General features: G+C 57.6%; 27 protein-coding genes. 16 read left to right on the top strand and 11 right to left on the bottom strand.

Annotated elements, in window-relative coordinates; all coding sequences use genetic code 11:
- Positions 1 to 219: 219 nt before the first annotated feature.
- On the bottom strand, positions 220 to 1167 hold the full coding sequence (locus JQR90_RS13955) for an aldo/keto reductase (RefSeq protein ID WP_010795245.1): 948 nt from the start codon (positions 1165 to 1167) through the stop codon (positions 220 to 222).
- A 159-nt stretch (positions 1168 to 1326) separates the two neighbouring features.
- Complete coding sequence (leuA, locus tag JQR90_RS13950; RefSeq protein ID WP_010795244.1) at positions 1327 to 2985, bottom strand: 2-isopropylmalate synthase; 1659 nt, start codon at positions 2983 to 2985, stop codon at positions 1327 to 1329.
- Between the two features lie 419 nt (positions 2986 to 3404).
- On the opposite strand from leuA, the gene JQR90_RS13945 reads away from it, so the two are divergent.
- Both JQR90_RS13945 and JQR90_RS13940 read left to right on the top strand, forming a co-directional pair.
- Entirely contained in the window at positions 3405 to 3800 is a 396-nt protein-coding gene (locus JQR90_RS13945; protein WP_010795243.1) for a DUF2946 domain-containing protein, read from the top strand.
- 81 nt (positions 3801 to 3881) lie between these two features.
- Entirely contained in the window at positions 3882 to 4352 is a 471-nt protein-coding gene (locus JQR90_RS13940) for a copper chaperone PCu(A)C (RefSeq protein WP_010795242.1), read from the top strand.
- 222 nt (positions 4353 to 4574) lie between these two features.
- Here JQR90_RS13940 and JQR90_RS13935 read toward each other — a convergent pair whose 3' ends face one another.
- The gene (locus JQR90_RS13935) at positions 4575 to 4796 is read right to left on the bottom strand and encodes a hypothetical protein (RefSeq protein ID WP_037029664.1); all 222 of its coding nucleotides are present in this window, start codon (positions 4794 to 4796) and stop codon (positions 4575 to 4577) included.
- Positions 4797 to 5292: 496 nt separating this feature from the next.
- On the opposite strand from JQR90_RS13935, the gene JQR90_RS13930 reads away from it, so the two are divergent.
- The 8 genes from JQR90_RS13930 to JQR90_RS13895 all read left to right on the top strand — a co-directional run bounded on the left by JQR90_RS13930 (position 5293) and on the right by JQR90_RS13895 (position 13628).
- Positions 5293 to 6435 carry a transporter substrate-binding protein gene (locus tag JQR90_RS13930; protein WP_010795240.1) on the top strand — a complete coding sequence of 381 codons (1143 nt, stop codon included), beginning with the start codon at positions 5293 to 5295 and terminating at the stop codon, positions 6433 to 6435.
- On the top strand, positions 6432 to 7028 hold the full coding sequence (locus tag JQR90_RS13925; RefSeq protein WP_010795239.1) for an ANTAR domain-containing response regulator: 597 nt from the start codon (positions 6432 to 6434) through the stop codon (positions 7026 to 7028). The genes JQR90_RS13930 and JQR90_RS13925 overlap by 4 nt, the downstream gene beginning before the upstream one ends.
- Complete coding sequence (locus tag JQR90_RS13920) at positions 7025 to 7873, top strand: ABC transporter permease (protein ID WP_010795238.1); 849 nt, start codon at positions 7025 to 7027, stop codon at positions 7871 to 7873. The genes JQR90_RS13925 and JQR90_RS13920 overlap by 4 nt, the downstream gene beginning before the upstream one ends.
- A complete protein-coding gene (locus JQR90_RS13915) occupies positions 7873 to 8799 on the top strand; it encodes an ABC transporter permease (RefSeq protein WP_010795237.1) in 927 nt (308 codons plus the stop codon). Before JQR90_RS13920 ends, JQR90_RS13915 begins: the two co-directional genes overlap by 1 nt.
- A gap of 24 nt (positions 8800 to 8823) precedes the next feature.
- Positions 8824 to 10431 (top strand): ABC transporter substrate-binding protein, encoded by a 1608-nt coding sequence (locus tag JQR90_RS13910; protein WP_010795236.1) that lies wholly within the window; start codon positions 8824 to 8826, stop codon positions 10429 to 10431.
- Positions 10432 to 11379: an acetamidase/formamidase family protein gene (locus JQR90_RS13905; RefSeq protein ID WP_010795235.1), complete on the top strand. Its 948-nt coding sequence runs from the start codon at positions 10432 to 10434 to the stop codon at positions 11377 to 11379.
- A gap of 9 nt (positions 11380 to 11388) precedes the next feature.
- Positions 11389 to 13119: an ABC transporter ATP-binding protein gene (locus tag JQR90_RS13900; RefSeq protein ID WP_073449419.1), complete on the top strand. Its 1731-nt coding sequence runs from the start codon at positions 11389 to 11391 to the stop codon at positions 13117 to 13119.
- Positions 13120 to 13187: 68 nt separating this feature from the next.
- The gene (locus JQR90_RS13895; protein WP_010795233.1) at positions 13188 to 13628 is read left to right on the top strand and encodes a S24 family peptidase; all 441 of its coding nucleotides are present in this window, start codon (positions 13188 to 13190) and stop codon (positions 13626 to 13628) included.
- 31 nt (positions 13629 to 13659) lie between these two features.
- Here JQR90_RS13895 and JQR90_RS13890 read toward each other — a convergent pair whose 3' ends face one another.
- Entirely contained in the window at positions 13660 to 14499 is an 840-nt protein-coding gene (locus tag JQR90_RS13890; protein ID WP_010795232.1) for an NAD(P)-dependent oxidoreductase, read from the bottom strand.
- Positions 14496 to 15233 (bottom strand): haloacid dehalogenase type II, encoded by a 738-nt coding sequence (locus tag JQR90_RS13885; RefSeq protein WP_010795231.1) that lies wholly within the window; start codon positions 15231 to 15233, stop codon positions 14496 to 14498. Before JQR90_RS13885 ends, JQR90_RS13890 begins: the two co-directional genes overlap by 4 nt.
- 88 nt (positions 15234 to 15321) lie before the next feature.
- On the opposite strand from JQR90_RS13885, the gene JQR90_RS13880 reads away from it, so the two are divergent.
- Entirely contained in the window at positions 15322 to 15918 is a 597-nt protein-coding gene (locus JQR90_RS13880) for an HAD family hydrolase (protein ID WP_010795230.1), read from the top strand.
- A gap of 45 nt (positions 15919 to 15963) precedes the next feature.
- Here the strand turns inward: JQR90_RS13880 and ypfJ are convergent, their stop codons facing one another.
- On the bottom strand, positions 15964 to 16830 hold the full coding sequence (gene ypfJ / locus JQR90_RS13875; protein WP_073449416.1) for a KPN_02809 family neutral zinc metallopeptidase: 867 nt from the start codon (positions 16828 to 16830) through the stop codon (positions 15964 to 15966).
- 65 nt (positions 16831 to 16895) lie between these two features.
- Positions 16896 to 17801, bottom strand: coding sequence for a PhzF family phenazine biosynthesis protein (locus JQR90_RS13870; RefSeq protein ID WP_010795228.1), 906 nt, complete (start codon positions 17799 to 17801; stop codon positions 16896 to 16898).
- A gap of 133 nt (positions 17802 to 17934) precedes the next feature.
- On the opposite strand from JQR90_RS13870, the gene JQR90_RS13865 reads away from it, so the two are divergent.
- On the top strand, positions 17935 to 18993 hold the full coding sequence (locus JQR90_RS13865; protein ID WP_218186941.1) for an SDR family oxidoreductase: 1059 nt from the start codon (positions 17935 to 17937) through the stop codon (positions 18991 to 18993).
- Between the two features lie 82 nt (positions 18994 to 19075).
- Positions 19076 to 19459, top strand: a complete 384-nt coding sequence (locus JQR90_RS13860; RefSeq protein ID WP_010795226.1) for a hypothetical protein — start codon at positions 19076 to 19078, stop codon at positions 19457 to 19459.
- A 54-nt stretch (positions 19460 to 19513) separates the two neighbouring features.
- On the opposite strand, the gene pdxY is transcribed toward JQR90_RS13860, so the two are convergent.
- Positions 19514 to 20410: a pyridoxal kinase PdxY gene (gene pdxY / locus JQR90_RS13855; protein ID WP_010795225.1), complete on the bottom strand. Its 897-nt coding sequence runs from the start codon at positions 20408 to 20410 to the stop codon at positions 19514 to 19516.
- A gap of 63 nt (positions 20411 to 20473) precedes the next feature.
- A complete protein-coding gene (locus JQR90_RS13850; protein WP_010795224.1) occupies positions 20474 to 20899 on the bottom strand; it encodes a DUF411 domain-containing protein in 426 nt (141 codons plus the stop codon).
- A gap of 195 nt (positions 20900 to 21094) precedes the next feature.
- Between JQR90_RS13850 and JQR90_RS13845 the strand changes: the two genes are divergently transcribed.
- Positions 21095 to 21532 (top strand): DUF4345 family protein, encoded by a 438-nt coding sequence (locus JQR90_RS13845; RefSeq protein WP_010795223.1) that lies wholly within the window; start codon positions 21095 to 21097, stop codon positions 21530 to 21532.
- 3 nt (positions 21533 to 21535) lie between these two features.
- On the opposite strand, the gene JQR90_RS13840 is transcribed toward JQR90_RS13845, so the two are convergent.
- The gene (locus JQR90_RS13840; RefSeq protein ID WP_010795222.1) at positions 21536 to 22681 is read right to left on the bottom strand and encodes a YbfB/YjiJ family MFS transporter; all 1146 of its coding nucleotides are present in this window, start codon (positions 22679 to 22681) and stop codon (positions 21536 to 21538) included.
- Positions 22682 to 22788: 107 nt separating this feature from the next.
- Here JQR90_RS13840 and ptrR point away from each other — a divergent pair, with 107 nt between their 5' ends.
- Complete coding sequence (gene ptrR, locus JQR90_RS13835; RefSeq protein WP_010795221.1) at positions 22789 to 23673, top strand: putrescine utilization regulator PtrR; 885 nt, start codon at positions 22789 to 22791, stop codon at positions 23671 to 23673.
- Between the two features lie 93 nt (positions 23674 to 23766).
- Entirely contained in the window at positions 23767 to 24696 is a 930-nt protein-coding gene (locus JQR90_RS13830; RefSeq protein WP_010795220.1) for a Gfo/Idh/MocA family protein, read from the top strand.
- Positions 24697 to 24730: 34 nt separating this feature from the next.
- Here JQR90_RS13830 and trmA read toward each other — a convergent pair whose 3' ends face one another.
- The gene (trmA, locus tag JQR90_RS13825; protein WP_434140072.1) at positions 24731 to 25819 is read right to left on the bottom strand and encodes a tRNA (uridine(54)-C5)-methyltransferase TrmA; all 1089 of its coding nucleotides are present in this window, start codon (positions 25817 to 25819) and stop codon (positions 24731 to 24733) included.
- Between the last annotated feature and the right edge of the window lie 127 nt (positions 25820 to 25946).

Here is a 25946-nt window from a genome sequence, read left to right as displayed (position 1 = left end):
GGGTAAAAAGGATAATGCAGGCTCATGCGTTCAGATGTTCTCTCCCTGTGCCCATGAATGGACCATTACAGTAAAAAGACGTTCGCTAAGACCTTGTTCTAGAGCGAAAGCTTTCGCTTCGTTAGCTAAAGAACAGACACGACAGGGTCTCCCTGCGGCGCTACCGCAGGGAGACCTGAGCCAGGAAATAGAACGCGACGTCTTTCGAAGCGCCAAATATCAGTACGCGCTGGCGTGATCCAGCGTGCTGATATCTTCGGCACTCAACTGAAGGCGGGTGGCCTCTGCCAACTCCTTGAGCTGGTCAAGCGAGGTGGCGCTGGCAATGGGGGCCGTGACGCTGGGACGTGCCATGAGCCAGGCAAGGGCCACACGAGCTGGGGTCGCGTCATACTCCTCGGCCACTTCGTCCAGAGCTGACAGAATCGTAACGCCTCGCTCGGTCATGTATTTCTTCACGGAATCGCTGCGGGCACCCTTGATATCATCCTTGGTGCGGTACTTACCGGTCAGAAAGCCGCTGGCCAATGAGTAGTAGCTGATCACACCCAGCCCCAATTCCTGTACCACAGGCTCAAGATTCTTTTCATAGTCCTCGCGATCGTAGAGGTTGTAGTGCGGCTGAAGACTGATATAGCCCGGAATCCCAAGACGCTGGGCGATCTGATGCGCTTCGCGTAGGCGTTCGGCACTGTAGTTGGATGCGCCGATAGCGCGGACCTTGCCTTGCTCGACCAGTTTGGCCAAGGCCTGCAGGGTTTCTTCCAGAGGCGTATCAGAATCGTCGATATGGGCCTGATACAGGTCGATATGATCGGTTTGCAGGCGCTTGAGGGAGTCCTCTACGGCCCGCTGAATATAGTCGGCGCGTAAACCTTTCTTACCGTTCCCCATATCCATACCGACCTTGGTAGCCAGAACGATCTGGTCGCGTTTACCGCTCTTCTTCAACCAGTTGCCAATGATGGTTTCCGACTCACCGCCCTGATTGCCGGGTACCCAGCGCTCGTAGACGTCAGCCGTATCGATGAAGTTGAGCCCGTGGTCGACCAGCCCATCAAGTAGAGTGAACGACTTGGCTTCATCAAGCGTCCAGCCGAATACGTTCCCACCCAAGGCAAGTGGAGAAACGTGCAGGCCGGATTGACCGAGTTGACGTGTGCTCATGGTGTTCTCCTTTTAACGACGATAGGACCGTCCGCTGCCAAGCGGCGAACAGACCTCAAAGGAGGTGTGACTAGAGTGAGCAGGGATCGTTCTGGACGCGGGCGTAAGGAAGGAGGAGCGAAAGGGTGGGGCCCCGGTCATTGACCGGGGCCAAAGGCGTTACTGTGTCTGGGAAACGGCGCGGTTCAGGGCACTAAAAAGTGCGCGGAAGCTGGCGGTTGTCAGGTTTTCGTCGATGCCGATGCCATGCAACGGGCGGCCACCGTCCAGGCGAACCTCGATATAAGCCGCCGCCTTGGCATTGGCGCCTGCACCAATAGCGTGCTCATGATAATCCATGACTTCGATCTGGACCGGTAGAGCTGACACCAGCGCCTCCAGTGAGCCATTGCCGGTGCCTTGCCAATGCTGGGTTTCACCCTTGGCCATGACTTCAACGTTGACCGCGCTGATACCGTTCTCTTCCTGCAAACGGTGACGCTTGAGCTGGTAAGGCGAAACGGCCTTCAGATACTCGTTATCAAGCAAGTCGTAAATCTGCTGTGCCGTCATTTCCAGCCCCAGGCGATCGGTTTCCTTCTGAACGACCTGGCTGAATTCGATCTGCATCCGACGCGGCAAGGTAATGCCATATTCCTGCTCAAGCAGATAGGTGATACCACCCTTGCCGGACTGGCTGTTAACCCGGATGACCGCCTCGTAGCTGCGACCAATGTCGGCGGGGTCGATCGGCAGGTAGGGCACTTCCCATAGGGTGTCCGGCTTCTGCTGGACGAAACCTTTGCGGATGGCATCCTGGTGTGAGCCCGAAAACGCGGTGTGCACCAGATCACCCACGTAGGGATGGCGGGGATGAACCGGCAACTGATTGCATTCCTCGACCACCTTGCGTACGGCATCGATGTCGGAGAAATCCAGTTTGGGATCGACTCCCTGGGTATAAAGATTCAAAGCCAGTGTCACAAGGTCCACGTTGCCGGTGCGCTCGCCATTGCCGAACAGGCAGCCCTCGACACGATCAGCGCCTGCCATCAGGCCCAGCTCGCTGGCTGCAACGCCAGTACCGCGGTCGTTATGAGTATGGAGGCTGACAAGCACGCTGTCGCGACGATTGACATGACGGCAGAACCACTCGATCTGATCCGCATAGACATTTGGCGTGGCCGCCTCGATGGTGGCGGGCAGGTTGAGGATCAGGCGGTTCTGTGGGGTCGGCTGGAAAACGTCGATCACGGCATTGCATACTTCGACGGCAAAATCCGTTTCCGTGGAGCTGAATACCTCAGGTGAGTACTCGAAACGCCATTGCGTCTGCGGATTGGCATCAGCTAGGCGCTTGATGACACGACCAGCATTGACGGCAATCGCCTTGACGCCTTCCTTGTCCTGGTTGAAGACGATGCGACGGAAGCTGGGCGCGCAGGCATTGTAGTAGTGCACGATTGCCTGCTTGGCACCTTTCAACGACTCGAAGGTGCGCTCGATCAAGTCCTCCCGCGCCTGGGTCAATACCTGAATGGTAACGTCATCCGGAATGTGGCCGTTTTCGATCAGCTCACGGACAAAATCAAAATCGGTCTGCGAGGCTGATGGGAAGCCTACCTCGATTTCCTTTACGCCTACCTGCACCAGCGTCTTGAAGAAACGCATTTTCTTCTCGCTGTCCATTGGCTCGATCAGAGACTGGTTTCCATCACGCAGGTCCGAACTTAGCCAGATGGGCGCTTCGGTAATGGTCTTGGACGGCCAGGTGCGGTTGGGCAGGTCGATAGTGGGAAATGCACGGTATTTCTTGGACGGATCTTTGAGCATGGCCATGAGAATAATCCTTTAGTTCTTGTTTCTTTCCGCGACCGTAAGAGCGGCGCCATAGTTGAATTGCCGGTCATGGCGCTAGAAAGCACTGCGGCAAGTGAATTCGATGTGTGTCGAGTTCAGGGTCGCAGTCGCGGACTGACCAGACGCAGGCAGGCGTGTTGCCGTAGCAGGATGAGGGTATGTGAAGTAGTCATACCCTCAACACTAGTGAGGAATGCCTTGAATGGCAAGCATGTTTAAAAAATTGGTATAAATCATCGTCAGACGCTTTTTAAAGCAATAAAAATTTAAAAAATAGAGGTTTGTTGGATTATTTTTTGATGCGCGTAAAGGGTGTCCGAGCGATGGTTCGGATGTCTGGTCGCTTGGGAATATCAAACATGCGACCATAAGGACTCACTGAGACTGGAAGCTGATACGTGATACCGCAGAGGCGCCCGCGACGTTTTGCCTGGCTTGGCTTGTTTGCCATGGCCATGGCCTTTGTCGCACCGGTGGTGTCCCAGGCTCTGGCAGCCCATCACGTCCACAGACATGAGCATCATCACGATGGCATGACCCATTCTCTGGACAAGCAGCCGTCTGTATCGAATACCTTGCAGATTACACAGACACCACACTGGGTGTATGTCTGGGAGAAATGCGGCTATTGCGATCTGCTGTTCAATAATCCGCCGCTTTCATCTGAATTCGTCATGCGTCCGCCACGCACACTGTATGACAGCCCGGTGTACCTGGGCCTGGCTGCACGGGGCTTTGCGCGGCTGCCCGTTTTTATAGGGGCCATGACCCGGGCGCCGCCTGCAGGTGTTTGAGCAACTCGATATTTTAGGTGCCTCGACGGCACGGTAATTCTGTTTGTTCACGCTGGCGTCTGACGCCTGTAAGGTATTTTTATGCGTATTTTGTTGAGTCTTGTTGCTGCACTGCTTCTCACGCCCTATGCCATGGCACATGAGTATGAAATGGGTCAGCTGCATATTGATCATCCTTGGTCACGCGCTACGCCTCCCGGGGTGCCCACCGGAGCGGTTTACTTTGTCGTGCACAATCATGGTAAGCAGGCGGATCGGCTGTTAAGCGCTGATTCGCCTGTCGCGGCTAGTGCTGAACTGCACACCACTATCAACAAGGATGGGATGATGGGTATGCGCCATATGGAGCAGGGGGCCGAGATCGTGTCCGGTGCCGAGTTGCGCCTGGAGCCTCAGGGTAATCACCTGATGTTGGTCGGGCTCAAGCAGCCTCTGGTTGCAGGGCAGCGTTTTCCGCTGACGCTGCATTTCGAGAAGGCAGGCAATATTGAAGTACAAGTGGCTGTTCAGGATGACGCGCCTGACGCCCATGAGCATCATCATCAGCACTGATTCTTTTCCTTCGAGTCTGCCTGGATAGCCCTGACAGGGAATTCAGGCGGGTTAAAGGAAATAGAAATAGGTCGAGTAGCCGTCAGCTCAAGTGGTATGTCGGCAAAAGGATTAGTGTGAAGGCAATGATAAAAGAGGCATGACAATGCCTCTTTTATCATTAAGTGAGGTGATCACCTGACGGCGAGCGCCTTCGTAGTCTTGGTAGACAACAGGTGCCGGTCAGGCTTCCTGTTCATGAACGTCCTGCTCGGAATGAGCTTTTTGTTCAGCGATCTTCTGCACTTCCGCTTCGTAGACCTTGTCCATGACGCTGGGACGTTTCCGCCAGGGTTTACGGTCAGGAGTCGATTGAGCCGCGTATGTGGTGATTTCACCACCATAGATGTTTTGAAAGCGCTGGGCCTGGCGTTCCAGTTCGGCGCGAAGTTCTTCTTTCGTCACTTTATTTAAATCTTCACTATTTGTTGTAGTCAAGGCGGTTGATACACGCTCAGGGCGAGCGTGTATTGCTACTGACCGCACGAGTCGATGGCCAAGTTGAAAAGATTACTGAACGGCCATCAGGCTAAGCCCTATTTATATAAGGCCTAAACGGTCTTGTCACCTATTCTTAATGTATTGCGTTATTTTTCAGCCCTAATGAATGGGGCCTTTCGAAACACTTTCCAAGTATGGAAACGCTCCGAAACAGGGCCTTCCCGTCTGATCATGCCTGAAAGTGGTGCACATCATCAGAGGAGGTAAGCGGTTAGAGCGCGAGCTAGAGCCCTTGTTCCCTGATAGAGGGAGAGTTGGCATCATTTTTTCTTGTCTATTTCACAAAGCATGGCGATGTGCCTGTAAGCCTTGACTCTTTATGCGCCCCGATGCGCCCGGGTAACGAAGCCTGAACACGTGTTTCACGACACCTGTTCGGGCTTTTTTTTGGAGCGAAAAAATGCACGGTAAGGTGGTATCGATTGGCGCTTTATTCTCTACCGACGGCACTTACCGGCGTATGGGCCGAAATGCGTTAGCGGGTGCAGAGCATGCCATTGCCGAGCTTAATGGAAGCGGTCACCTGGACTTTGAGCTTCGTCTGCATCATTTCAACCCCGAAGGTAGACCAGAGCGCTACAGTGAGGGGCTGGCTGAGCTGCATGCACGGGGAGTCCGACACATTTTCGGGCCTATCACTTCGGCCAGCCGTAAGGACATCATCCCTGATCTTGAGCAGCGCAACAGTCTGCTCTGGTTTCCATGCCCTTATGAAGGGTTCGAAAGCAGCGAAAACGTCTTATACCTCGGGGGCTGTCCTAACCAGACGTTGATTCCCCTGCTGCGTTTTGCCATCGAGGCATTTGGCGGCCGAGCCATGCTGATTGGCTCCAACTACGTATGGGGCTGGGAAAGCAACCGTATTGCCCGCGAAATCATGGAGGCAGCGGGTGGCGTCACTTGTGGTGAGAAGTATTTCCACTTGGGCATCACTGCGTTCGGCGAGGTGATCGAGAGTTTACTCACCAGTCGGCCAACGTTCGTACTGAACAACTTGGTTGGCGAATCTTCTTATGCCTTTTTGCAGCAGCTGGACCAGGTGTGCGTCGAGCGTGATATGCGCCTGCCGGTGCTCAGCTGCAACTTTACCGAAGGGGAGCTGGCCGAGCTCGGACGCATGCAGGCCTTGCGGCTGTTTTCCTGCGGTCCTTACTTCGAGGCAGTGGACCCGGTGTTCAGCTTGCGCCAACGCCGTCGGCATGGGCCGCACCCTTATTCACACTATTACGCCTGTACCTACGCCGGAGTGTATCTGCTGGCGGAGGCCTGCCAGAGAGGCGGCAACGATAAACCAGCCGAAGTCTGTAAAGCCCTGTATGCCGCACCGGTGAAAACAGCGTTGGGCGACCTACAGGTATCGCCCCGCAATAACCACACCAGTCTGCCGTGCTACATCGCCGAGCTTGAAGACGAGCGATTCGTGATCCGGCATGTCGAGCCCGCATTGTGTGAGGCGGACCCGTACCTGACGGCAACTGACCTCAGCGTATTTCGTACCCGGCGGCATGCCGTACCGTCCCGCCATTTGAGGATCGTCAAATGACTCTGCTTAAGCGTCCCGATTTCGAGAATACCCGTTTGCTGCTGGTGGATTGTGATGAACGCGCCCAGGCGAGTCTGCAAAAAAGCCTGCAGCGTCTGGGTGTTGCGGCATCGGTCGTGGCGCAGGATGCCGAAACCGGCCTGAATGATGTATTGGCGCTGGTCGTGGAACTGGATCAGTTCGCCAGCCCCGTGCTGTTGGCCGAGGCGAATAGGCGCGCTCTGCCGATCATCGCACTGACCCAGCACGAGACGCTGTCACAGATTCAGCGTGCGCTGGAGTTAGGTGCGACTGCCATGTTGAACAAGCCCATCACGCAGGGCTCGGTTTACACCACGCTGATGATGGCCATCGGGCTGCGCGACCGGCTGCGTGATGAGCAGCAGAAAGTCGTAGGTCTGCAAGACAAGGTGGACAGCCGCCCTCTCGTGGCTCAGGCGCTGGCCTGGCTGATGGTCGAGCTGGAGATCACCGAAACCCAGGCCTACGAGCGTATCCGTCACCTTTCGATGCAAACCAACCGGAGCCTGGAAGAGATCTGCCTGGATCTGACTCAGGCGCATCGGCAGGATGCAAGGGAGGCTCGCTCATGACGGGCGTAGCCACTTTGTACCGTCGGCCCTCCGTCGTGATCGCATTGCTGTTCATTGTGGCAATCGTGCTGCTGGCTGTACTGGCACCCTGGGTGGCGCCCTATGATCCTTCTGAGCAGTTCATCGAGGGGCTGACCCTGGAAGGTGCGCCATTACCGCCGGACGCGACGTATCACCTGGGAACGGATCTGCTGGGCCGTGATCTGCTGTCGCGTCTGCTCTATGGCGCACGAACTTCGTTATTCATCGGCGTGCTGGCCAATGGAATCGCCGTATTGATCGGCACGCTGGTTGGTCTTGCGGCGGGCTTCATACGCGGTTGGCTCGGAACGACCCTGATGCGGTTTACCGACCTCATGATGGCCTTTCCAGCGTTACTGCTGGCCATCGCCTTGGCGGCCATCTTTCAGCCCAGCGTGTGGATTGTGGCGCTGGTCATCGCCATGGTGAACTGGGTGCAGATCGCCCGGGTGATCTATTCGGAAACCGTGGCGCTGTCTGCGCGGGATTTCGTTGAGGTCGAGCGTACCCTGGGTGCAAGCTCCATGCGCATTCTGTTTTCCCACCTATTGCCACATCTGGTACCTACGATTCTGGTCTGGGCCACGCTGGGCATCTCCACTACCGTATTGCTGGAAGCTACGTTGTCGTTTCTGGGGGTGGGGGTTCAACCGCCAACACCCAGCTGGGGCAACATCATTTTTGAAAGCCAGACCTACTTTACGTCAGCGCCCTGGCTGGTGCTGTTTCCCGGGGCGGCCATCGTACTGCTGTCGCTGTCGTTCAATCTGGTCGGTGACGCGTTGCGCGATGCCCTTGATCCGACGCTGAAGGGGAGAGGCTGATGTTGACCTTCATAACCCGCCGAGTGGCGTACGCATTGCTGATCCTGCTAGGGGTTACGCTGATTACCTATCTGCTCCTGTTCATGCTGCCAGCCGATCCGGCGCGACAGATCGCCGGGCGCAGCGCGACACCCGAGGTGGTCGAGAACATTCGCCATCAGTTGGGGCTGGATCTACCGTTCTACCAGCAATACTTCAACTACCTGAAAGGGCTGTTACACGGCGACCTGGGGCGCTCCTTTATCCAGCGCTCGGAGGTCTCTGAGCTGATCGGCTCACGTCTTGTGCCTTCGCTGCAGCTCATGGGGATGGGCATCCTGTTCGAGCTGATCATCGGGATCGGCCTGGGCATTATCGCCGCGCTCAAGCGGGATTCGTTTGCCGACCGCCTGCTCATGGCCTTTTCCTTCATAGGCGTGTCGTCCCCCCAGTTCATCGCCGCCATGCTTTTTCTGTACTTCTTTGCCGTAAAGCTTGGCTGGTTTCCCATGGGGGGGTATGGCGAGTTTCACCACATTCTGTTGCCTGCTCTGACACTGGGGCTCCTGGGGAGCGGTTGGTACTCGCGGATGGTGCGGTCCTCCATGATCGAGGCCTTACATCAGGACTTTATTCGGACGGCGCGGGCCAAGGGGCTGAGTCGTCTGCGTGTGGTGTTCCGCCATGTGCTGCCTAACGCCATCGTTCCAATCATTCCGATGATCGGAATCGATATCGGCATTTTTATGGGTGGGCTGGTGGTCGTGGAGTCCGTGTTCGGCTGGCCTGGCATCGGTCAGCTCGCCTGGCAGGCCATTCAGCAAGTGGACATTCCCGTCATTGTTGGCGTTACGACCGTCTCGGCCGTGGCGATTGTCGTGGGCAATCTGCTGGCTGATCTGGTGATTCCGCTGGTTGATCCGCGTATCGATGTGAAAAAGCACTAACGACATCTAAAAAGAGGCAGGAGCATGAGAAGGAACGCTTTATCCCTGGCCATTGCGGCTACGCTGTTCGCTGGCAACCTGCTGGCGGCCGAACCCAAGACGGGCGGCGAGGCGGTCATCACCTATCAGAACGATGTGGCGACGCTGGATCCAGCTATTGGCTACGACTGGCAAAACTGGTCCATGATCAAAAGCCTGTTTGACAGGCTCGTCGACTACAAGCCCGGCACGACGGAGCTGATCCCGTCACTGGCCGAGCAGTACACCGTCTCTGATGACGGCACCGAGTACACCTTTACGCTGAAGAAAGGCGTCAAATTCCATAATGGTCGCGAGTTGAAGGCCAGCGACGTGAAATATTCCTTGGAGCGGGCCGTCAACCCGAAAACCCAGAGTCCGGGCGCCGGATTTTTCTCGTCCATCCAGGGCTATGAAGACATGACCTCTGGCAAGAGCCAGACGCTGAGCGGGGTCACGACGCCTGATGAATACACCGTCAAGATAAAGCTGAATCAGCCTAACGCTACCTTCCTGCACATCATGGCGATCAACTTCGCCTCGGTCGTTCCGAAAGAGGCGGTCGAACAGTGGGGCGCTGACTTCGGCAAGCATCCGGTAGGTTCCGGTGCCTTCGAGCTGGCCGAGTGGAAACTGGGCCAGCAGCTGGTCTTCAAGAAGAACCCGAACTACTTCCATGCTGGCGTACCGTATCTGGATAGCATCAAGTTCGAGATCGGCCAGGACCCGACGGTCTCCCTGATGCGCCTGCAAAAGGGTGAAGTGGACATCGCCGGGGATGGTGTGCCCCCCGCGCAATTTCTGCAATTCAAGAATAACCCGCAGCAGAAGGAGCTGATGGTCATCGGTGACCAGTTACAAACGGGATACCTCACGCTGAAGACCACGCTGCCTCCGTTCGACAAACTTGAGGTTCGAAAGGCCGTAAACATGGCGATCAGCAAGGACCGGATCGTTCGCATCATCAATGGTCGCGCCAAGCCAGCCAACCAGCCACTGCCGCCTGCCATGCCCGGATATGACGCTGCGTTCAAGGGCTATGCTTACGATGTGGAGGGCGCCAAGAAGCTCCTGGCCGATGCAGGCTTTCCCAACGGTTTCGATACCGAGCTGTATGTGATGAATACCGACCCGCAGCCACGTATCGCCCAGTCCATCCAACAGGACCTGGCCAAGGTGGGTATTCGTGCACAGATCAAGTCCCTGGCGCAGGCCAACGTGATTGCGGCAGGTAGCGAGAAAGACAAGGCACCTATGGTGTGGTCGGGCGGTATGGCCTGGATCGCCGACTTCCCCGATCCATCGAATTTCTACGGCCCGATCCTGGGGTGCGAGGGGGCGGTAGCGGGTGGCTGGAACTGGGCCTTGTACTGCAACAAGGCGCTGGATGCCGAAGCGAAAAGGGCTGATTCGATGGCCAAACCCGAACAGCAGGCCGAGCGGATTGCCTTATGGAAAAAGATCTTTACCGATGTCATGGCCGATGCGCCGTGGGTGCCGATCTTCAACGAGCAGCGCTTTACCGTGCGATCTGCTCGCATGGGAGGTGACGATGCGCTGTATGTCGACCCTGTCCACGTCCCCGTCAACTACGACTACATCTGGGTGAAGTGAATGTGCCAGAACTGCTTGGTTAAAACGATCCATAGCATCAACAGCCATTTCGGCTGGGACAACAGCTTCGAACCAACGGCCCGGGTTGCGCCCGGAACCGAGCTGGAGTTTCAGTGCCATGACTCCTCCAACGGCTACTTCAACGCACAGTCGGTCGCCGCCGATGTGTCCACGATGCCGTTCGACAAGATTAATCCGGTTACCGGGCCGATCTTTGTCGAAGGGGCCCAACCGGGTGATGTACTCAAGGTGACGATCGACAGCTTCAAGCCTTGCGGCTTTGGCTGGACCGCGAACATTCCAGGCTTTGGTCTGTTGGCCGATCAGTTCAAGGAACCGGCGTTGGCCTTGTGGCATTACGACAAGGAGAGCCTGGCACCCGCTGCGTTCGGCCAGTTCGGCAAAGTCCCGCTCAAGCCGTTTGCAGGCACCCTTGGCGTTGCTCCGGCTGCGCCAGGGCCGCATTCGATCGTCCCGCCCCGTCGCGTGGGAGGTAACCTGGACATCCGCGATCTGGCCGCCGGCACTACCCTGTACCTGCCCGTGGAAGTGGAGGGGGCGTTGTTTTCAATAGGGGATACCCATGCAGCCCAAGGTGACGGTGAGGTCTGCGGGACGGCCATCGAGAGCGCCATGGACGTGGTGGTGAAGCTGGACCTTATCAAGTCCACTCCCTTGGCCGCACCGCGCTTCAGTACGCCAGGGCCGGTAACCCGTCACCTGGATGCCATGGGGTACGAGGCCTTTACCGGTGTCGCGTCTGACCTGATGGATGCGGCTCGCCAGGCGGTGAGTAGCACAATCGACTGGCTCTGCCGTGAACACGGCATGCCGGCCGAGCAAGCCTACATGCTGTGCTCGGTCTGCGGTGATCTGCGAATCAGTGAAGTGGTGGACATGCCGAACTGGGTGGTCTCGTTCTACTTCCCCAAAGTAGTCTTCAACTGAGGTAATGCCATGACTGCCGAGACACCCCGGCCTTTGCTGTCGGTCGAGCACCTGTCCATCGAGTTTGGCAGCAGGCGCGTCGTGAATGACCTCAGCTTTGCCCTGCACAGTGGCAAGACCCTGTGTATCGCCGGAGAGTCCGGCAGTGGTAAATCCCTCACCTCGCTGGCCATCATGGGGTTGCTGCCCAAGATGGCGCGATTGCCCAGCGGCGTTATCCTTTTCGAGGGACAGAATCTGCTGGATCTGCCCGAGCGGCAGATGCAGGCGCTCCGGGGTAAGGACATCGGCATGATCTTTCAGGAGCCCATGACGTCGCTCAACCCATTGATGACCGTCGGCCAGCAACTGGAGGAGACGGTACGTCGGCACGAGGCGGTGAGTCGTGGTCAAGCGCGGCAGCGTGCCCGTGAAATGCTCGACGCGGTGCGTGTACCCCAGGTGGAAAAGCGCCTTACGCAATATCCCCACGAGTTGTCCGGCGGGATGCGGCAACGGGTAATGATCGCCATGGCGATGCTCTGCCGTCCGCGGGTGCTGATTGCTGATGAGCCTACCACAGCCCTGGACGTCACCATTCAGGCCCAGATCCTTGAACTCATGCGCGAGTTACAGGGCGAGTTTGGCACCACGCTGTTAATGATCACCCATGACATGGGCGTGGTGGCGGAAATGGCCGATGAGGTCGTGGTGATGAATCAGGGCGTGATGGAGGAGCGGGCACCGGTACGCGAGCTTTTCAGGACGCCCAAGGCAGCGTATACGCAAAAGCTTCTGGCGGCCGTGCCGGTACTGGGAACAGCCGCCAAACCTGAATCGCGAGCAATGCAGCCAGTAGTGCTGGAGATTCAAGACCTCACCGTGCGTTTTCCGCTGCGGGGCGGCTGGTTCGAGGAAGCTCGCAACGTTCACGCGGTGGAAAACGTAAGCTTCACTCTGCACCAGGGCGAAACCTTGGGAATCGTAGGGGAGAGCGGCTGCGGCAAGTCCACGACCGGCAGAGCGCTCATGAACATGCTGAGTTACCAGGGCAGCGTGAAGCTCATGGGGCGGGAGTTGAATGGGCTTGTCGGCAATGCGCTCAAGCCGGTGCGGCAAGATATCCAGATGATCTTTCAGGATCCGTACGCCTCCCTCAATCCGCGCAAGACAATCCTGGATCTCGTAGGCGAGCCTTTGCTTATTCATGGACAAGGCGATCTTGCGGCCCGTAAGAGGCGTGTCGCCCAATTGCTGGATCAGGTTGGCTTACCGGCTGAGGCAATGGAGCGCTACCCGCATATGTTTTCGGGCGGACAGCGGCAGCGTATCTGTATTGCCCGTGCGCTGGCGCTCAACCCCAAGGTCATCATTGCGGATGAGTCCGTATCGGCGCTCGATGTGTCCGTACAAGCACAGGTGCTCGATCTGCTGGAGCGCTTGCAGAGGGAATATCAGCTGAGCTACGTCTTTATTTCCCACGACATGGCAGTGGTCGAGCGTATCTGTCATCGTGTGGCGGTCATGTTTTGCGGTCAGATCGTTGAAATCGGTCAGTGTGATCAGGTGCTTGGAAATCCGCAACATGCTTATACGCGGCGGCTATTGGCTGCTGTGCCCATGCCGGATGTGGATCACCGCAAGGACTTTAAAAGCCTGCTCAAGGAAGTCGAAACGCCTGACCCTATCAAGCCACGTGGTTATCAGGCTCCCTTGCAACGTTATCGCGCGGTAGATCTGGATCATTGGGTTGCGGTTTAAGTCTTTGATTGACCTGAGGTTGCTGCTCTGGTATCTGTACGCATATACAGTTATCTGGGTCATCAGGTATGTCGATTACCGTACTAGGGCGAAGCGAGCGGCTTCGCCATTTATTGCCCGAGGCGGACTCTCTGCGGATCAGCGGCTTTCAGTCTGCGGCGGGTCAATGGGAAGAAAACGCCATCTCGCTGGATAGGCTGGTGGGGTTGGGCGAGTCACCAATCTGGGTGGTGATGGTGGATGATGAAAGCCTGCTTGAGTTCGGGATCTATCCGGGAGATCGGCTAATTATCGATCGGGCAGTAGAATGCCGACCGGGGCATCTGGTTATCATGGATGTGAACGGCCAGTATGAAATACGCCGACTCACGCATGATAACCAGGGCGGTCGCCTGCTGTTGGGTGGGCATCGTCAGGCGCGCCCAATCAATTACGGTCGCGATGAGCCTCTGGATGCGTGTGGCGTCGTAACCTTTGTGCTTAGCTATGTGGCACAACCGGCAACGTAATCAGCGTCAGCGCTGCCGTTAATCCACTGCTTCAACGCGCCAGCCACTTTTCCAGTTCTGCCACATCGTTTCCGGCGCCGGCTGCCCGGTTTTCGGCCAGGCGCCAATAGAGTTGTGCCATGGCAAGGTACAGTGCCTCGCTGGGACGGTCTTTTTGCGCAAAGGCAGCGATCTCTTCCATTTCTGCTACCCAACGGTAGGCTTTGGGGTACATGTCGGGCAGTTTCTCGTTAGCCCACTCGTAAAGCATCGGCTGGCTGCATTTGAGTTCATCGCGCAATGCCTGGCCGGAACCACTGCGCTCGGCAGCCTGCACCATGGCAGCGATAAGGCCGGTCAGCCCCTTGGTAATACCGGCATAACTCATCTTAAGTCCTGACGCGGCACCGATGGGTGCTTCCAGTACCTTCACCGGAAGGCCATAGTCGTTGAGCTGGGCAAATCGCGCGGCATGCTCGCCTGAGGCATAGAACGAGGGGCACGTTCGTTCAGGCGAAGGAGGCGTGCCAAAGATGGCCGCGTCGACGAAGGCACATCCTGCATCGGTAAGGGTCTGGCCGACCTGCTCGACGGTGGCTGGAGCAATGGCGTTACAGTCCACATAAACGGTCTTTTTCATGCGGCCCAATAGGGGGGCCAGCTCTTGCGCCAACGGTAAGGCTTCGGACGGCGGCACAATGGAGAGCAGAATATCGGCTTCACCCAGCTGTTCCTGTTCGACCTCACGCAACCCTGCCGCTGCGGCGCGCTCGCGGGTAGCCACGCTGCGGCCGGCCAGGGTGGTACAGACATCCAGGCCGTGATCGCGCAAATAGCGGCCCACAGCAGCGCCCATGGAGCCTGGGGCGATCAGGGCAACAGTCAGCGTCATGGTTCATCCTCGTGGGTTGTTGTTTTCATTCCTAGCTGATCGGCCAGATCCTGCAAGTCACTGGCAACCAGATCCCAGCCGTCGGCTGGCTGTTCGATCGGACCTTTTGGTCCTTTTTCCAGAGGGCGCTGAATAAAGGCCGTCCGCAGACCCAGCTCACTGGCTGCCTGAAGGTCATTGTTATGAGCCGCACACAGCATGACTCGTTCAGGTTCAAGGCCCAGCAGGGTGCAGGCGCCGAGATAACATTCGGCATCAGGCTTGTAGTGATTGAACAGATCCGCGCCGAAGACCATGTCCCAGGGAAGACCGCCGTGGCGTGCCATATTGACCAGCATGGCAACGTTGCCATTGGACAAGGCGCTGATGCTATAGCCCTGCTTGAGTCGAGTCAGACCGGGGACGGCATCCGGCCAGGGATCGAGCCGGTGCCAGAGGCGATGAATCCAGTCCACTTCAGCCTTGGTCAGGCCAACCAGTCCGTATTGGGGCAGCAGTTCCTCAAGCGCCACACGGTGCAGATCGTCAAGCGGCGTCCAAGGTAGTGTTCGCTCGCGAATCTCATCCATCAGCGGGCCGTAGGCCTCAGCTCGCCAGGCATCGACAAGGGCAGGCCAGTCGGCTTTAAGGCCGTTTTTCTCCCCAAAGGACTCAAGTGAGGCGATTAAACTGCCCCGCCAGTTAACTACGGTGCCGAACACATCGAACAAAAGTGCGTGTACTGTCGTCTTCATTGCGAATTCATCGCCTGCGTAAGAAGTACCTACTGTCTTGACGGAAAGAGGTGCGGCGCAGTTCCCCAATCTCTGACTTAGGAAGACCATGAACCTTTGTGACTACACCCATTGGGTATTTGATATGGACGGTACCTTGACGGTTGCCGTGCATGATTTCGCAGCCATTCGGCGTGCCCTGGAGATACCACCTGAGGCTGATATCCTCCATTACCTGGCCGCCTTGCCCGAGGCGGACAGCAAGGCCAAGCATGCCTGGCTGCTTGAGCATGAGCGGGAGCTGGCTATGGGTTCCAAGCCTGCCCCAGGGGCGGTTGAGCTGATCAGGGCGTTATGTGCGCGCAACTGCCGGATCGGTATCCTGACCCGTAATGCTCAGGAGTTGGCCTATGTAACGCTGGAAGCTATTGGTATTGCCGAGTGTTTCAATCGGGCGGAAGTGCTTGGGCGAGACGAGGCGCCACCCAAGCCGCATCCAGGTGGGCTGCAGCATTTTATCGAGCGCTGGCAGGTGCAGCCGAGCGACGTGGTCATGGTCGGCGATCATCGAATTGATCTGGAGTGTGGCCGCGCAGCCGGTACGCGTACGGTATTGGTCAACGCACCGGAGAATACCTGGCCAGAGCTGGCTGATGATCATGCCGTGGACTGTTTCGCACTGGCGCAGCGCATCGCGCGGGCTTGAGAGAGGGGTACCGATCCGATCGATCGGGTACCCGCCTTTGCAAGGTTATAAACGAGACGCTGTAAACGTATCGCAGCGCTCTACCGCACCATTGTCGAATCCGGTCCTGAACCAGCGGGCCCGTTGTTCGGAGGTGCCGTGGGTAAACGAGTCGGGAACGGCGCGCCCTTGAGCCTGCTCCTGGAGACGGTCGTCACCAATGGCATGGGCTGCGTTGATGGCTTCTTCAAGATCACCGGGCTCCAGCCAGTGTAGGCGTTTCTGGGCATGATTTGCCCAAACGCCGGCGTAACAGTCGGCTTGCAGTTCCAGGCGAACGGATAACCCCTGCGCACCTTGGGCAGGCATGCCACGGCGCTCAGCAGCCTGCATTTTTTCCGTAGTGCCGACCAGGTCCTGCACGTGGTGACCGATTTCATGGGCAATGACATAGGCACGGGCGAAATCCCCGGCTGCCGAGAAGCGGCGCTCCATCTCATCGAAGAAGGAAAGGTCCAGATAAACCTGCTGGTCAGCCGGACAATAGAACGGGCCGGTTGCGGCACTGGCGGAGCCGCAGGCCGATTGCACATGACCGTTGAAAAGAATCAGCTTGGGCTGTTGATAGTGTTCTCCATGGGCCGCAAAGATTTCGCCCCATGTGTCTTCGGTGTCGCCCAGGATGGCGCGGACAAAATCCACCTGTTTGGAGTTGGCGTCCGGCGCCTGGGTTTGCTGGGCTACCTGCGCTCCGCCGCCTGAACCTGTCACCATGCTCAGGACTTGGAGCGGGTCCTGGCCTGTCACCAGGCTGAACACCACGACCAGCAGAACCCCGCCAACACCGAGGCCACCGCCGATTTGCAGCCCACGGCCACCACCACCGGTGGCCTGTTCAACGTTGTCGCTACGCCGCCCTTTACCCCAATCCATCTCATCGCCTCGCTTGAACGCTTTGTGGGTGAGACCACGGGCGTTTGGCAGAGTGCGCCAAAATGTTACGAAACGTGGTGACTCGAGCCCTCAGCCGTTTGGCGAACTCGCAGTTCGACCACACACTCGGAGCGAGACAGTAGGTGAACATGTCCACCTACCCGTACGGCACCTTGTTCATCTACAGAAACATCCATCTGGCTGGGGCGCCCGGTGAAACCGCCTTGATGAATAACGAAGGGCTTTCCAGCGCCTTGGCAGCCATGGCGGACCAGATAGGCCGCTGCTGCACCCGCTGCGCTACCTGTCGCAATGTCTTCTACCAGGCCGGCATTATCCCAGCTGCGACCTTCGCCACGTTCTACATCCAGCACATATACGAATGCCGCGCCAATACCGTGCAAACGCGCCTCCAGATCCTGCGCTGCGATCCGCGCACGGCCCAGTTGGCTACCTTTGACCGGCAGGATCAGATAGGGAAGCCCGGTACTGACAACCATGGGCGGGTAATCAGCATCAAGGTCTCGTAGTCGTAGTGAAAAGGCGTGGGCAAACCACTGGCTCTGCGCCTGATCCAACTGGCATCCCCATTGGACAAGGCCTTGGTCCATCTCGGCGTAATAGCCTGTTGCGGCGCGGTGAGTCATCAGGGTAACCGTTTTTTCCGAAAGCTCGATCCGCCAGGTCTCCTGCTCGGCCTGCCCGTGCTGATGGTGGAGCAGGGCGGCAGCCCCAATTAGCGGATGGCCGGCAAAAGGCAGCTCTTCCTCTATCGTGAAAATACGTGCACCAAAGGTATTTGCCTGCGCCCGTGGCTCAAGAAAGATGGATTCATACTGGCGCAGCTCCTGGGTCAGTTTCTGCTGCGTACTGACAGGCAGGCCCGAGGCATCCGGGAAGATGGCTAGCCCATTACCCGCAAGCGGACGATTCGCAAAAACATCCACATGCCAGTAAACCAATGGCGACATAGGGGCTCCTAACAAGGGTTGGTGAGTCCACAAGGCTACGTGTACGCAACGGCTCATGCCAAGCCGGTAATCGGCGCGACTCATCTTTGTTTCATGCGGATGCCCGGCATCCCCATCGTGGAGAATATTCATGTTGAAAGGTACAGCGCTCATTGTTGGTGTGACAGGAATTTCCGGCTACAACCTGGCCAATGTGTTGATATCCAGTGGCTGGACGGTGTATGGCCTGGCTCGCACGCCCTCAAGCCAGGAAGGTGTCATTCCCGTGACCGGTGATCTGCTGGATGAGCAGTCGCTGACCGCCGCGTTGAAGGATCTCCCCATTACCCATGCCTTCTTCTGTACATGGACCCGCCGCGACACCGAGAAAGAGAATGTCGAGGCCAACGGTGCCATGATGCGCAACCTCTGCAAGGCGGTGGAAAACGCGCCTCTTCAGCATATGGCGCTGGTAACAGGAACCAAGCACTACCTGGGCCCATTCGAAAGCTATGGTCAGAATGCCGCCGAGACGCCATTCCGCGAGGAGCACCCGCGTCTGCCGGGCGAGAACTTTTATTACACGCTGGAAGACATCCTTTTTGAACATGCTGAGCGCCGCGGCTTCAGCTGGAGCGTGCACCGTTCTCACAGCATGATCGGCATGGCGCGTGGCAGTAATGCCATGAACATGGGCGTGACCCTGGCTATCTATGCAAGCATCTGCAAGGAGACCGGACGTCCCTTCGTATTCCCAGGCTCGAAGGTGCAATGGAATGGCCTGACGGATATCACCGATGCCGGTCTTTTGGCGCGCCAGATGGAGTGGGCAGCGTTGTCGCCCAGCGGGCAGAACCAGGCGCTCAATACCGTCAATGGCGATGTATTCCGCTGGCGCTGGATGTGGACACAGATCGCGGACTTTTTCGAGCTGGAGGCTGCGCCCTGCCCAGACGAGCGTCAACCGCTGGAAGAGCAGATGAAGGACATCGGACCGGTATGGGAGGAGATGGCGCGTCGCTATGAACTCGTCGAATCCGACATAGGCAAGCTGGCCTCCTGGTGGCACAGCGATGCAGACCTGGGACGTGAAATCGAATGCCTGAACGACATGACTAAGAGCCGAGATCTGGGCTTCCTGGGATACCACGACAGCCGGGCATCCTTCATCGACCTGTTCAATCGCCTGCGGGCCGAGCGGATCATTCCCTGACCGCTGGTCACTGCACCTGCACCTCCCGAGTCTCTTGATGCCAAACCCTAGGCACACACATACAAGAGCCAGGAGGTGCCCGATGAACAAGAAACTCGCTATAGCGGCGTTGGCAAGTCTGCTTTCCACGTCTGCCTTTGCTCAAACCGGCCCGACCGATCCGACATCCCCGACCGAGCCGGTAACACCCGGCCCTAGCGTGAACAGCAATGATGTGACGCCAAGCGCCGACTCAGGCAGTTCACCCAACAATGGCAAAGGCGCGAGGACTACAACACCGGATGGCATGAATCACAGCACCGGTTCGAAGACAGGGCCTGACACCATGGATCATGGCACGCACCGTAGCCAGGGTAGCCATACCGGCACTGGGGCGGGTATGGGAATGGACAGCAACACTAACGGTACAGGTGCAGGCTCAACGCCGGGCATGGGGCCGGCTGCCAACACGGGCAAAAATCCCTGATCATAGCGTTGCGCCGATAAAGCCCGCCTGACGCGGGTTTTATCATGAGAGGGCTCAGGTGGTCAGGCGTATTGCCTCAAAGTGCTCGCTTGGGGACATGATCTGATCGCGTGCTGCGATCAAGGGCAGGTCGCGGCTACCCGGTGTAGTGCGGGCCACCAGGGCATAAAGCGTACTAACGGCATTGGCCACGGCTTCAGGCGTACTGACCCCACCCAGCAGATGCCCCAGCAGTACGGACGAAAACACATCGCCCATGCCATTAGGCAGTGGCTGCAGCTCAACGTAGGGGGTCTGTACCATCCATGCACTTCGGGTGGTCACCGCTAACGTACTGAGCTTGTCGAGTGGAAGATCCGGCGTTCGCAGACTCGTTATAACAATGGTGTCCGGGCCGGGGCATTCAGGCGTGCCGAGTAACTCGCGAGCGGCCTGGATAGCATGTTCTGTCGACGCCAGCGATGATCCATACAGCAGCTCGAACTCGTAATGGTTGGGTGTAATCAGGCTGGCCTGTTCAATGGCCCGTCGACGCAAAAACTCAGGGATCCCCGGTCGTACGAAGACGCCGCGGCCTACGTCGCCCATCACCGGATCGCAAAGGTAGTGCACGCCCGGCTTGTTCTTTCGGATCTCCTGTACCACGGACAGGATGACCTCACCAATGGCGGCGTCGCCCAGATAGCCCGACAGGACCGCATCACAGCGCGCGAGAATGCCGCGTGCTCTCAGCCCGTCAAGCACATCATGGATATGCTCAGGGGGAAAGACCTGCCCCTTGAACTCGCCATACCCCGTATGGTTGGAAAACTGCACGGTGTTGACGACGACCGGTTGAATGCCGAGCAATTGTAGCGGCAGGGTTGCCGCCGCATTGCCCACATGGCCATAGGCAACATGGGACTGGATGGAAAGTACCAGAGGAGGAGAGCCGAGCGTCTCGGAAGCCATAGGGTTGCAGATCCTTATCCAATAAAGGAGGCGTTGTACTGTTTATGAAAGGGACATGGGCCGTTAGTGCCGTGACACCACTTCATCCTTGCCATCCGTTTTGAGCCCCAGCACTTCATAGGCGTCCTTCCGATTACCCATCTCCATACCGGGAGAACCCAGGGGCATGCCGGGTACGGCTACGCCAAGCAGGTCAGGGCGCTGGCGAAGAGTCAGAATGTCGTGGGCTGGTACGTGTCCTTCAACAAACTTTCCGTCGATCACACCAGTATGGCAGGACGAAAATCGTGGCGGTACACCCAGCCGGGCCTTGAGTTCGCTCATGTTGGGTTCCATGTGATCGTGAACGGCAAAGCCGTTTGCCTCCAGATGCTTGATCCACTGGCTACAGCAGCTACAGTTGGGATCGCGGTATACGTCAATCGTCAAGGCTTCGGCTGCGTGAACTGTGCTGCCGAGCAAAGCGGCGAGTAGAACTAGGCGGCGCATGTAAAGGTCTCTTTCGGGTTGGCATACAGGCAGCATAAACTCACGGCCGCTCGAAGAGCAGGAGGCATTGGGTCTTTCGCTGTGCAAAGTGCTTCCACTTGTTAAGGACTGTTCGAAAGGCTCGTTGCTCTCTGGCTTTTTGAATGGATCTGTCTGGTTTGGCCCATGCGGCTACACCCCAAGGGAGAACAGGGGATGTTTTACACGCGTTTTGCTCGTGCGGTTCTGATCGTTCAGACACTGGTCTGGGCGGGTCTGGCGCTGGCCTATTGGTTCAGGCCCTATGAAATGACCAATGCCAGCGGAGTGCTGCTCATGGACTCCGCCTCGGTTACCGAAACCCAGGTCTTCTATGGCGGCCTGCAATTCGGTCTGGCATTGTTCACCGGCTTTGCAGTGTTCCGCCCTCAACTGGTACGGGCTGCCTTGCTGTTAATCGTCTTTTTGCAGTTGTCGACTGCCAGCGTTCGGCTTATTGGCGCCCTGTTGGCAGATGCGGGCGAGGCCAACTTCGACTGGTACAGCCAGCTTTACAAGATTGTCATTGCCATCCTGGCGATTGTAGCGCTGCGCCTTTTGGATCGCTGGAATCGCATGCTGGACGAGCGCTACGGAGATTACGAAGACGATTGAAACTCAGCTGGCGGAGGGCTGCGTTGCGGCCTGAGGGGCTGGTTGCAGCATCAGCCCTCCGGCCATGATCAGTCCGGCACCCGCCATCCAGAGTGCCGGGCCAAGCCCACCACCGAAATGGCTGCTGACAGCCGCCAGCAGAGGACCCAATAGTTGGCCGCCTGCGAACGCAGCGGTTAGCAGACCGGCATTGCGGTGAGGCGTTTCTGGAGCCAGCTCACGGCTATGCTGCATCACCAGTTGCATGGAGGCCAGGAACGGTCCCCCACACAGCAGCACACCCAGAAACAGCGCGCTCATGCCGGGCAGCAGGCATAGCAAGACGCCAGCGGCCTGCAGCCATAGAGTCGCGATGAGCCAACGTCTTGTGGCACCGGGCCGCTGGCGACGAAAGCTGGCCAGCACCACACCCAGCGCGGCCGCCAAACCGAAGGCAGGCCAGAACAGATCAGCTACCCATTCGCCGTGGAAGCGCGCCGTAGCCATCTGGGAAAGAAATGTAGCCGGAACGATATAGCCCATGCCAACCAGGGCATAGGCGGCTGTCAGGCGGACCATGCGTGGCGAGATCGGCTTGGTTGATGTAACTGCATGAGCAGTAGTCGCCCGCGGCAGGGCTGGCAGTACAGCGATGGTCATCACCAGCGCCACCGCTGCATAGATCAGCCACAGGGTTGCCGAACCCTGGCCGTTCAGATTGGTGACCAGGGCCAGCAGGCCGCTCAGTACGATCCCTACGCCAGGACCAGCAAAAACCAGTGCGCCCAGTTTCGGCATGTTTGCCTGTGCCGCTACGCCCTGGCTGAGCCCGGTAACCATCACCAGCACCCAGGCACTGGCCAGGCCCGCGCCAAAGCGGAGCAGGGCATGGGGCAAGAACCCTTCGGCCCACACCGAGAGAAGGGTCAGCCCTACACATAACCACAGGCCGGCACCGAGCCGAAAGCGGGTCTGGCGAGCAAAGAAGGCGTCCAATGCACCTACCAGATAACCCAGGTAATTGGCAGCAGCCAGCAGGCCTGCGGCTGTCAGGTCTATCTGGCCTTCCGCAATCAAGTGCGGAAGCTGAGGCGTCAATGCGAAGCGGCCAATGCCCATCGCAACGGACAGGGCGACCAGGCAGGCAAGCAGGCGGTGCAGGGCGGTCATGAGTGGTCCCTATGTAGGTTCTTGATTGATGTATATAGGGTAGGGCTTGTTAAGGTTCTCTAAAACTGAATAAATAAGAATGGGTTGTTCACTTAAAGAGAATGATTATGGAACTGGCTGAACTGCGCATTTTTCAGGCGGTGGCTGAAACAGGATCCATTGCCCGTGCAGCGGAGCTGTTAAATCGGGTGCCTTCCAATCTGTCGACGCGCCTGCGTCAGCTTGAAGACAAGCTGGGCGTGGATTTGTTTGAGCGCGAGCGTCAGCGGCTGCATTTGTCTCCGGCAGGTACGGTGCTGTTGGGATACAGCCAGCGATTATTCGCCTTGGCGGACGAGGCCCGAGCGGCCGTGCAGGATGGTGCACCGGCGGGCGCCTTTGTGTTGGGGTCGATGTACAGTACTGCCGCTATTCATCTTCCGGCCATGATTGCGGCCTACCATCAGCAGTATCCCAGTGTAGAGCTGCAACTGCAGACGGGTCCCAGCGGCGAGCTCATCGATGGATTGCTGCAAGGACGGCTGGATGCTGCGTTGGTTGACGGGCCTGCCCGGCATGACGGCCTGGAAGGCGTTCCGCTGTTCGAGGAGCCCATGGTGCTCGTGACCGGAGCTGATCATCCTCCGGTACATTCAGCAGCCGATGTGGCCGGGCGTCCTGTATTTACGTTCCGAACCGGTTGCTCTTACCGGTTGAGGCTGGAGGCCTGGTTTGCGGCGACAGGCGGTGCCATGGGGCCTATCATGGAAATCGAGTCCTATCACAGCATGCTGGCCTGCGTGATTGCCGGTGGCGTTGCCATGATGCCCAAGGCCATGCTGGATAGCTTGCCCGGGCGCGACCGCGTTGCGTGCCATCCGCTCGAGGCCCGTTTCGCCACGGCCACTACATGGCTCATGTGGCGCAAGGGACGCCAGGGTGCAAATCTCAAAGCGTGGATTGCCTTGCAGAGTGACGTGTCAAATGTGGCGGTTAAGTCTTTTGGTGCTTGAAATTCGTATGACGAATGCGAAACTGCACAGGCCGTGAACAAGAATAAAGGCGCGCTTTCTCATGCGCTTTGAAAAAAGGATTGAGAAAATCATATGATCAAAATCGCCATCGTCGGATTCGGCAAGATTGCCCAGGATCAACACCTGCCTGCCTTGCAAAAAAATCCTGACTATCAGCTCGTTGCTGTCGCCAGCCGTAATGCTTCTCTTGATGGCGTAGCTCACTACAAGACCCTTGAAGAGCTGCTCGACGCCGTGCCGGATTTGGACGCCGTCTCCCTCTGCGCACCGCCAGCCGTACGCTATGCACAGGCTCAACTGGCCCTTGCCCATGGCAAGCATGTATTTCTTGAAAAGCCGCCAGGGGCAACCCTCAGTGAGGTCGAGGCACTGTCGGAGCAGGCCAAGGCCGCGGGCAAGACCCTGTTTGCCAGCTGGCACTCCCGTTATGCTCAAGGAGTGGCACCGGCCAAAGCCTGGCTGGCCGACAAAACCATCAAAGCCGTGCAGGTCAACTGGAAAGAAGATGTACGCGTCTGGCACCCGGGGCAAACCTGGATCTGGGAGCCGGGTGGTATGGGCATTTTTGACCCGGCCATTAATGCCTTGTCCATCGTGACCGAAATCCTGCCCAAGCCGTTCTTTCTTAAGCAGGCAGCGTTGCAGGTTCCGGAGAATTGCCAGACGCCGATTCGTGCGCAGCTGGAATTCAGTTATGAGCGCGGTGCAGCCATTCAGGCCGACCTGGATTTCCTGCAAACGGGACCGCAGACATGGGACATTCATGTCGAGACCGATCAAGGCAAACTGACCCTGTCCAAGGGCGGCAGCCAAATCTACATCAATGATCAGCTTGAAAAAGAAGGTCCGGATGAAGAGTATCCCGGCCTGTATGCCCGCTTTGCCGAGCTGGTCAAAAGCGGTCAGTCCGATGTGGACGTCGCGCCGTTGCGGCATGTGGCGGATGCATTCATGTACGGCCGACGTGAGACCATCGAGCCGTTCCACGAAGATAAGCAGTGATAGTAGCCGGGCGGAATAACCGCCCGGTCAAACCTTAGCGGCGCTCAAGCAGGACGCCGCTTTCCATGTGGTGCGTCCAGGGAAATTGATCGAACAGGGCGCAACGCACGATACGGTGAGTATCCTGTAGCTGGGCGATATTCTGAGCCAGCGTTTCCGGATTGCAGGAGATATAGAGGATACGGTCGAAGCGACGTGTTAGCTCACAGGTGTCCGGGTCCATCCCCGCACGAGGCGGATCTACAAACACGCTTCCAAAGGCGTAGCTTTTAAGATCAATACCCGCCAAGCGACGGAACGGACGCACCTCATTGAGGGCCTGGGTCAGCTCTTCGGCAGACAGGCGCGCCAGGGTCACGTTGTCGATGCCATTATCTGCCAAGTTTGCCAGTGCAGCATTCACCGATGACTTGCTGATCTCGGTGGCCAGTACCTTGCGAACGCGGGTAGACAGCGGCAGGGTGAAGTTACCGTTCCCACAGTACAGCTCAAGCAGATCATCGTCCCGCTCGCCAAGTACATCGTAGGCCCAGCCCAGCATCTTCTGATTTACCATCCCGTTGGGCTGAGTAAAGGCACCCTCCGGCTGGCGATAGTGATACTCGCGGCCTGCAATGGTCAGCGTTTCGTTGACGTAATCCCGCCCGACCACGATCCGTTTGCCACGGGAACGTCCGACGATATTGACGTTCAGCTCGGCGGCCAGGCATTCCGCAGTAGTTTCCCAGGCATCATCTAATGGCCGATGATAGGCCAGAGTGATCAGCGCTTCCCCGGACAAGGTGGTCAGGAACTCCACCTGAAAAAGCTTGAATGACAGCGTCTCGCTCACCTGCCAGGCAGCCTTGAGGCGGGGCATAAGCTCATTGATGAGCGGGCTTGCGATGGGAAAGCGTTCGATCAGGATAGGGGTATGTTTGTCGCCCTGTTCGAACATGGCGTAATGCCGTTCGCCTTCTTCACGCCATAGACGAAACTCGGCGCGCAGTCGGTAATTAGCAAGAGGCGAGTCGAATACTTCAGGTTCAGGTGCATCGAATGGAGCCAGCAGTTCGATGAGGCGATTCTTTTTCGCCATTAACTGCGTTGCGTAATCCGCAGGCTCGAAGGAGGGAACATTCATGGTCAGCTCAGTGAACGTAGTGGGCTTTTCAGCTAGGGTGGAGGCAAAGGCTGCTATTCAGCCAATGCCATTAGTCTGAGAATTTTCTCGGGCCGAAACCATAGGGAAAAATCCTAGGGCAACGGCT

Source organism: Pseudomonas sp. JZ114 (genome assembly GCF_051027705.1).
GTDB lineage: Bacteria > Pseudomonadota > Gammaproteobacteria > Pseudomonadales > Pseudomonadaceae > Chryseomonas > Chryseomonas luteola.
This window is presented reverse-complemented; position numbering and strand designations above follow the sequence as displayed.

Excerpts from the sequence above, each read along its gene's own strand:
- JQR90_RS13955 (WP_010795245.1), bottom strand. The coding sequence starts at position 1,167 with ATGAGCACACGTCAACTCGGTCAATCCGGCCTGCACGTTTCTCCACTT.
- leuA (WP_010795244.1), bottom strand. The coding sequence starts at position 2,985 with ATGGCCATGCTCAAAGATCCGTCCAAGAAATACCGTGCATTTCCCACT.
- JQR90_RS13940 (WP_010795242.1), top strand. The coding sequence starts at position 3,882 with ATGCGTATTTTGTTGAGTCTTGTTGCTGCACTGCTTCTCACGCCCTAT.
- JQR90_RS13930 (WP_010795240.1), top strand. The coding sequence starts at position 5,293 with ATGCACGGTAAGGTGGTATCGATTGGCGCTTTATTCTCTACCGACGGC.
- JQR90_RS13925 (WP_010795239.1), top strand. The coding sequence starts at position 6,432 with ATGACTCTGCTTAAGCGTCCCGATTTCGAGAATACCCGTTTGCTGCTG.
- JQR90_RS13920 (WP_010795238.1), top strand. The coding sequence starts at position 7,025 with ATGACGGGCGTAGCCACTTTGTACCGTCGGCCCTCCGTCGTGATCGCA.
- JQR90_RS13915 (WP_010795237.1), top strand. The coding sequence starts at position 7,873 with ATGTTGACCTTCATAACCCGCCGAGTGGCGTACGCATTGCTGATCCTG.
- JQR90_RS13910 (WP_010795236.1), top strand. The coding sequence starts at position 8,824 with ATGAGAAGGAACGCTTTATCCCTGGCCATTGCGGCTACGCTGTTCGCT.
- JQR90_RS13905 (WP_010795235.1), top strand. The coding sequence starts at position 10,432 with ATGTGCCAGAACTGCTTGGTTAAAACGATCCATAGCATCAACAGCCAT.
- JQR90_RS13900 (WP_073449419.1), top strand. The coding sequence starts at position 11,389 with ATGACTGCCGAGACACCCCGGCCTTTGCTGTCGGTCGAGCACCTGTCC.
- JQR90_RS13895 (WP_010795233.1), top strand. The coding sequence starts at position 13,188 with ATGTCGATTACCGTACTAGGGCGAAGCGAGCGGCTTCGCCATTTATTG.
- JQR90_RS13890 (WP_010795232.1), bottom strand. The coding sequence starts at position 14,499 with ATGACGCTGACTGTTGCCCTGATCGCCCCAGGCTCCATGGGCGCTGCT.
- JQR90_RS13885 (WP_010795231.1), bottom strand. The coding sequence starts at position 15,233 with ATGAAGACGACAGTACACGCACTTTTGTTCGATGTGTTCGGCACCGTA.
- JQR90_RS13880 (WP_010795230.1), top strand. The coding sequence starts at position 15,322 with ATGAACCTTTGTGACTACACCCATTGGGTATTTGATATGGACGGTACC.
- ypfJ (WP_073449416.1), bottom strand. The coding sequence starts at position 16,830 with ATGGATTGGGGTAAAGGGCGGCGTAGCGACAACGTTGAACAGGCCACC.
- JQR90_RS13870 (WP_010795228.1), bottom strand. The coding sequence starts at position 17,801 with ATGTCGCCATTGGTTTACTGGCATGTGGATGTTTTTGCGAATCGTCCG.
- JQR90_RS13860 (WP_010795226.1), top strand. The coding sequence starts at position 19,076 with ATGAACAAGAAACTCGCTATAGCGGCGTTGGCAAGTCTGCTTTCCACG.
- pdxY (WP_010795225.1), bottom strand. The coding sequence starts at position 20,410 with ATGGCTTCCGAGACGCTCGGCTCTCCTCCTCTGGTACTTTCCATCCAG.
- JQR90_RS13850 (WP_010795224.1), bottom strand. The coding sequence starts at position 20,899 with ATGCGCCGCCTAGTTCTACTCGCCGCTTTGCTCGGCAGCACAGTTCAC.
- JQR90_RS13845 (WP_010795223.1), top strand. The coding sequence starts at position 21,095 with ATGTTTTACACGCGTTTTGCTCGTGCGGTTCTGATCGTTCAGACACTG.
- JQR90_RS13840 (WP_010795222.1), bottom strand. The coding sequence starts at position 22,681 with ATGACCGCCCTGCACCGCCTGCTTGCCTGCCTGGTCGCCCTGTCCGTT.
- ptrR (WP_010795221.1), top strand. The coding sequence starts at position 22,789 with ATGGAACTGGCTGAACTGCGCATTTTTCAGGCGGTGGCTGAAACAGGA.
- JQR90_RS13830 (WP_010795220.1), top strand. The coding sequence starts at position 23,767 with ATGATCAAAATCGCCATCGTCGGATTCGGCAAGATTGCCCAGGATCAA.
- trmA (WP_434140072.1), bottom strand. The coding sequence starts at position 25,819 with ATGAATGTTCCCTCCTTCGAGCCTGCGGATTACGCAACGCAGTTAATG.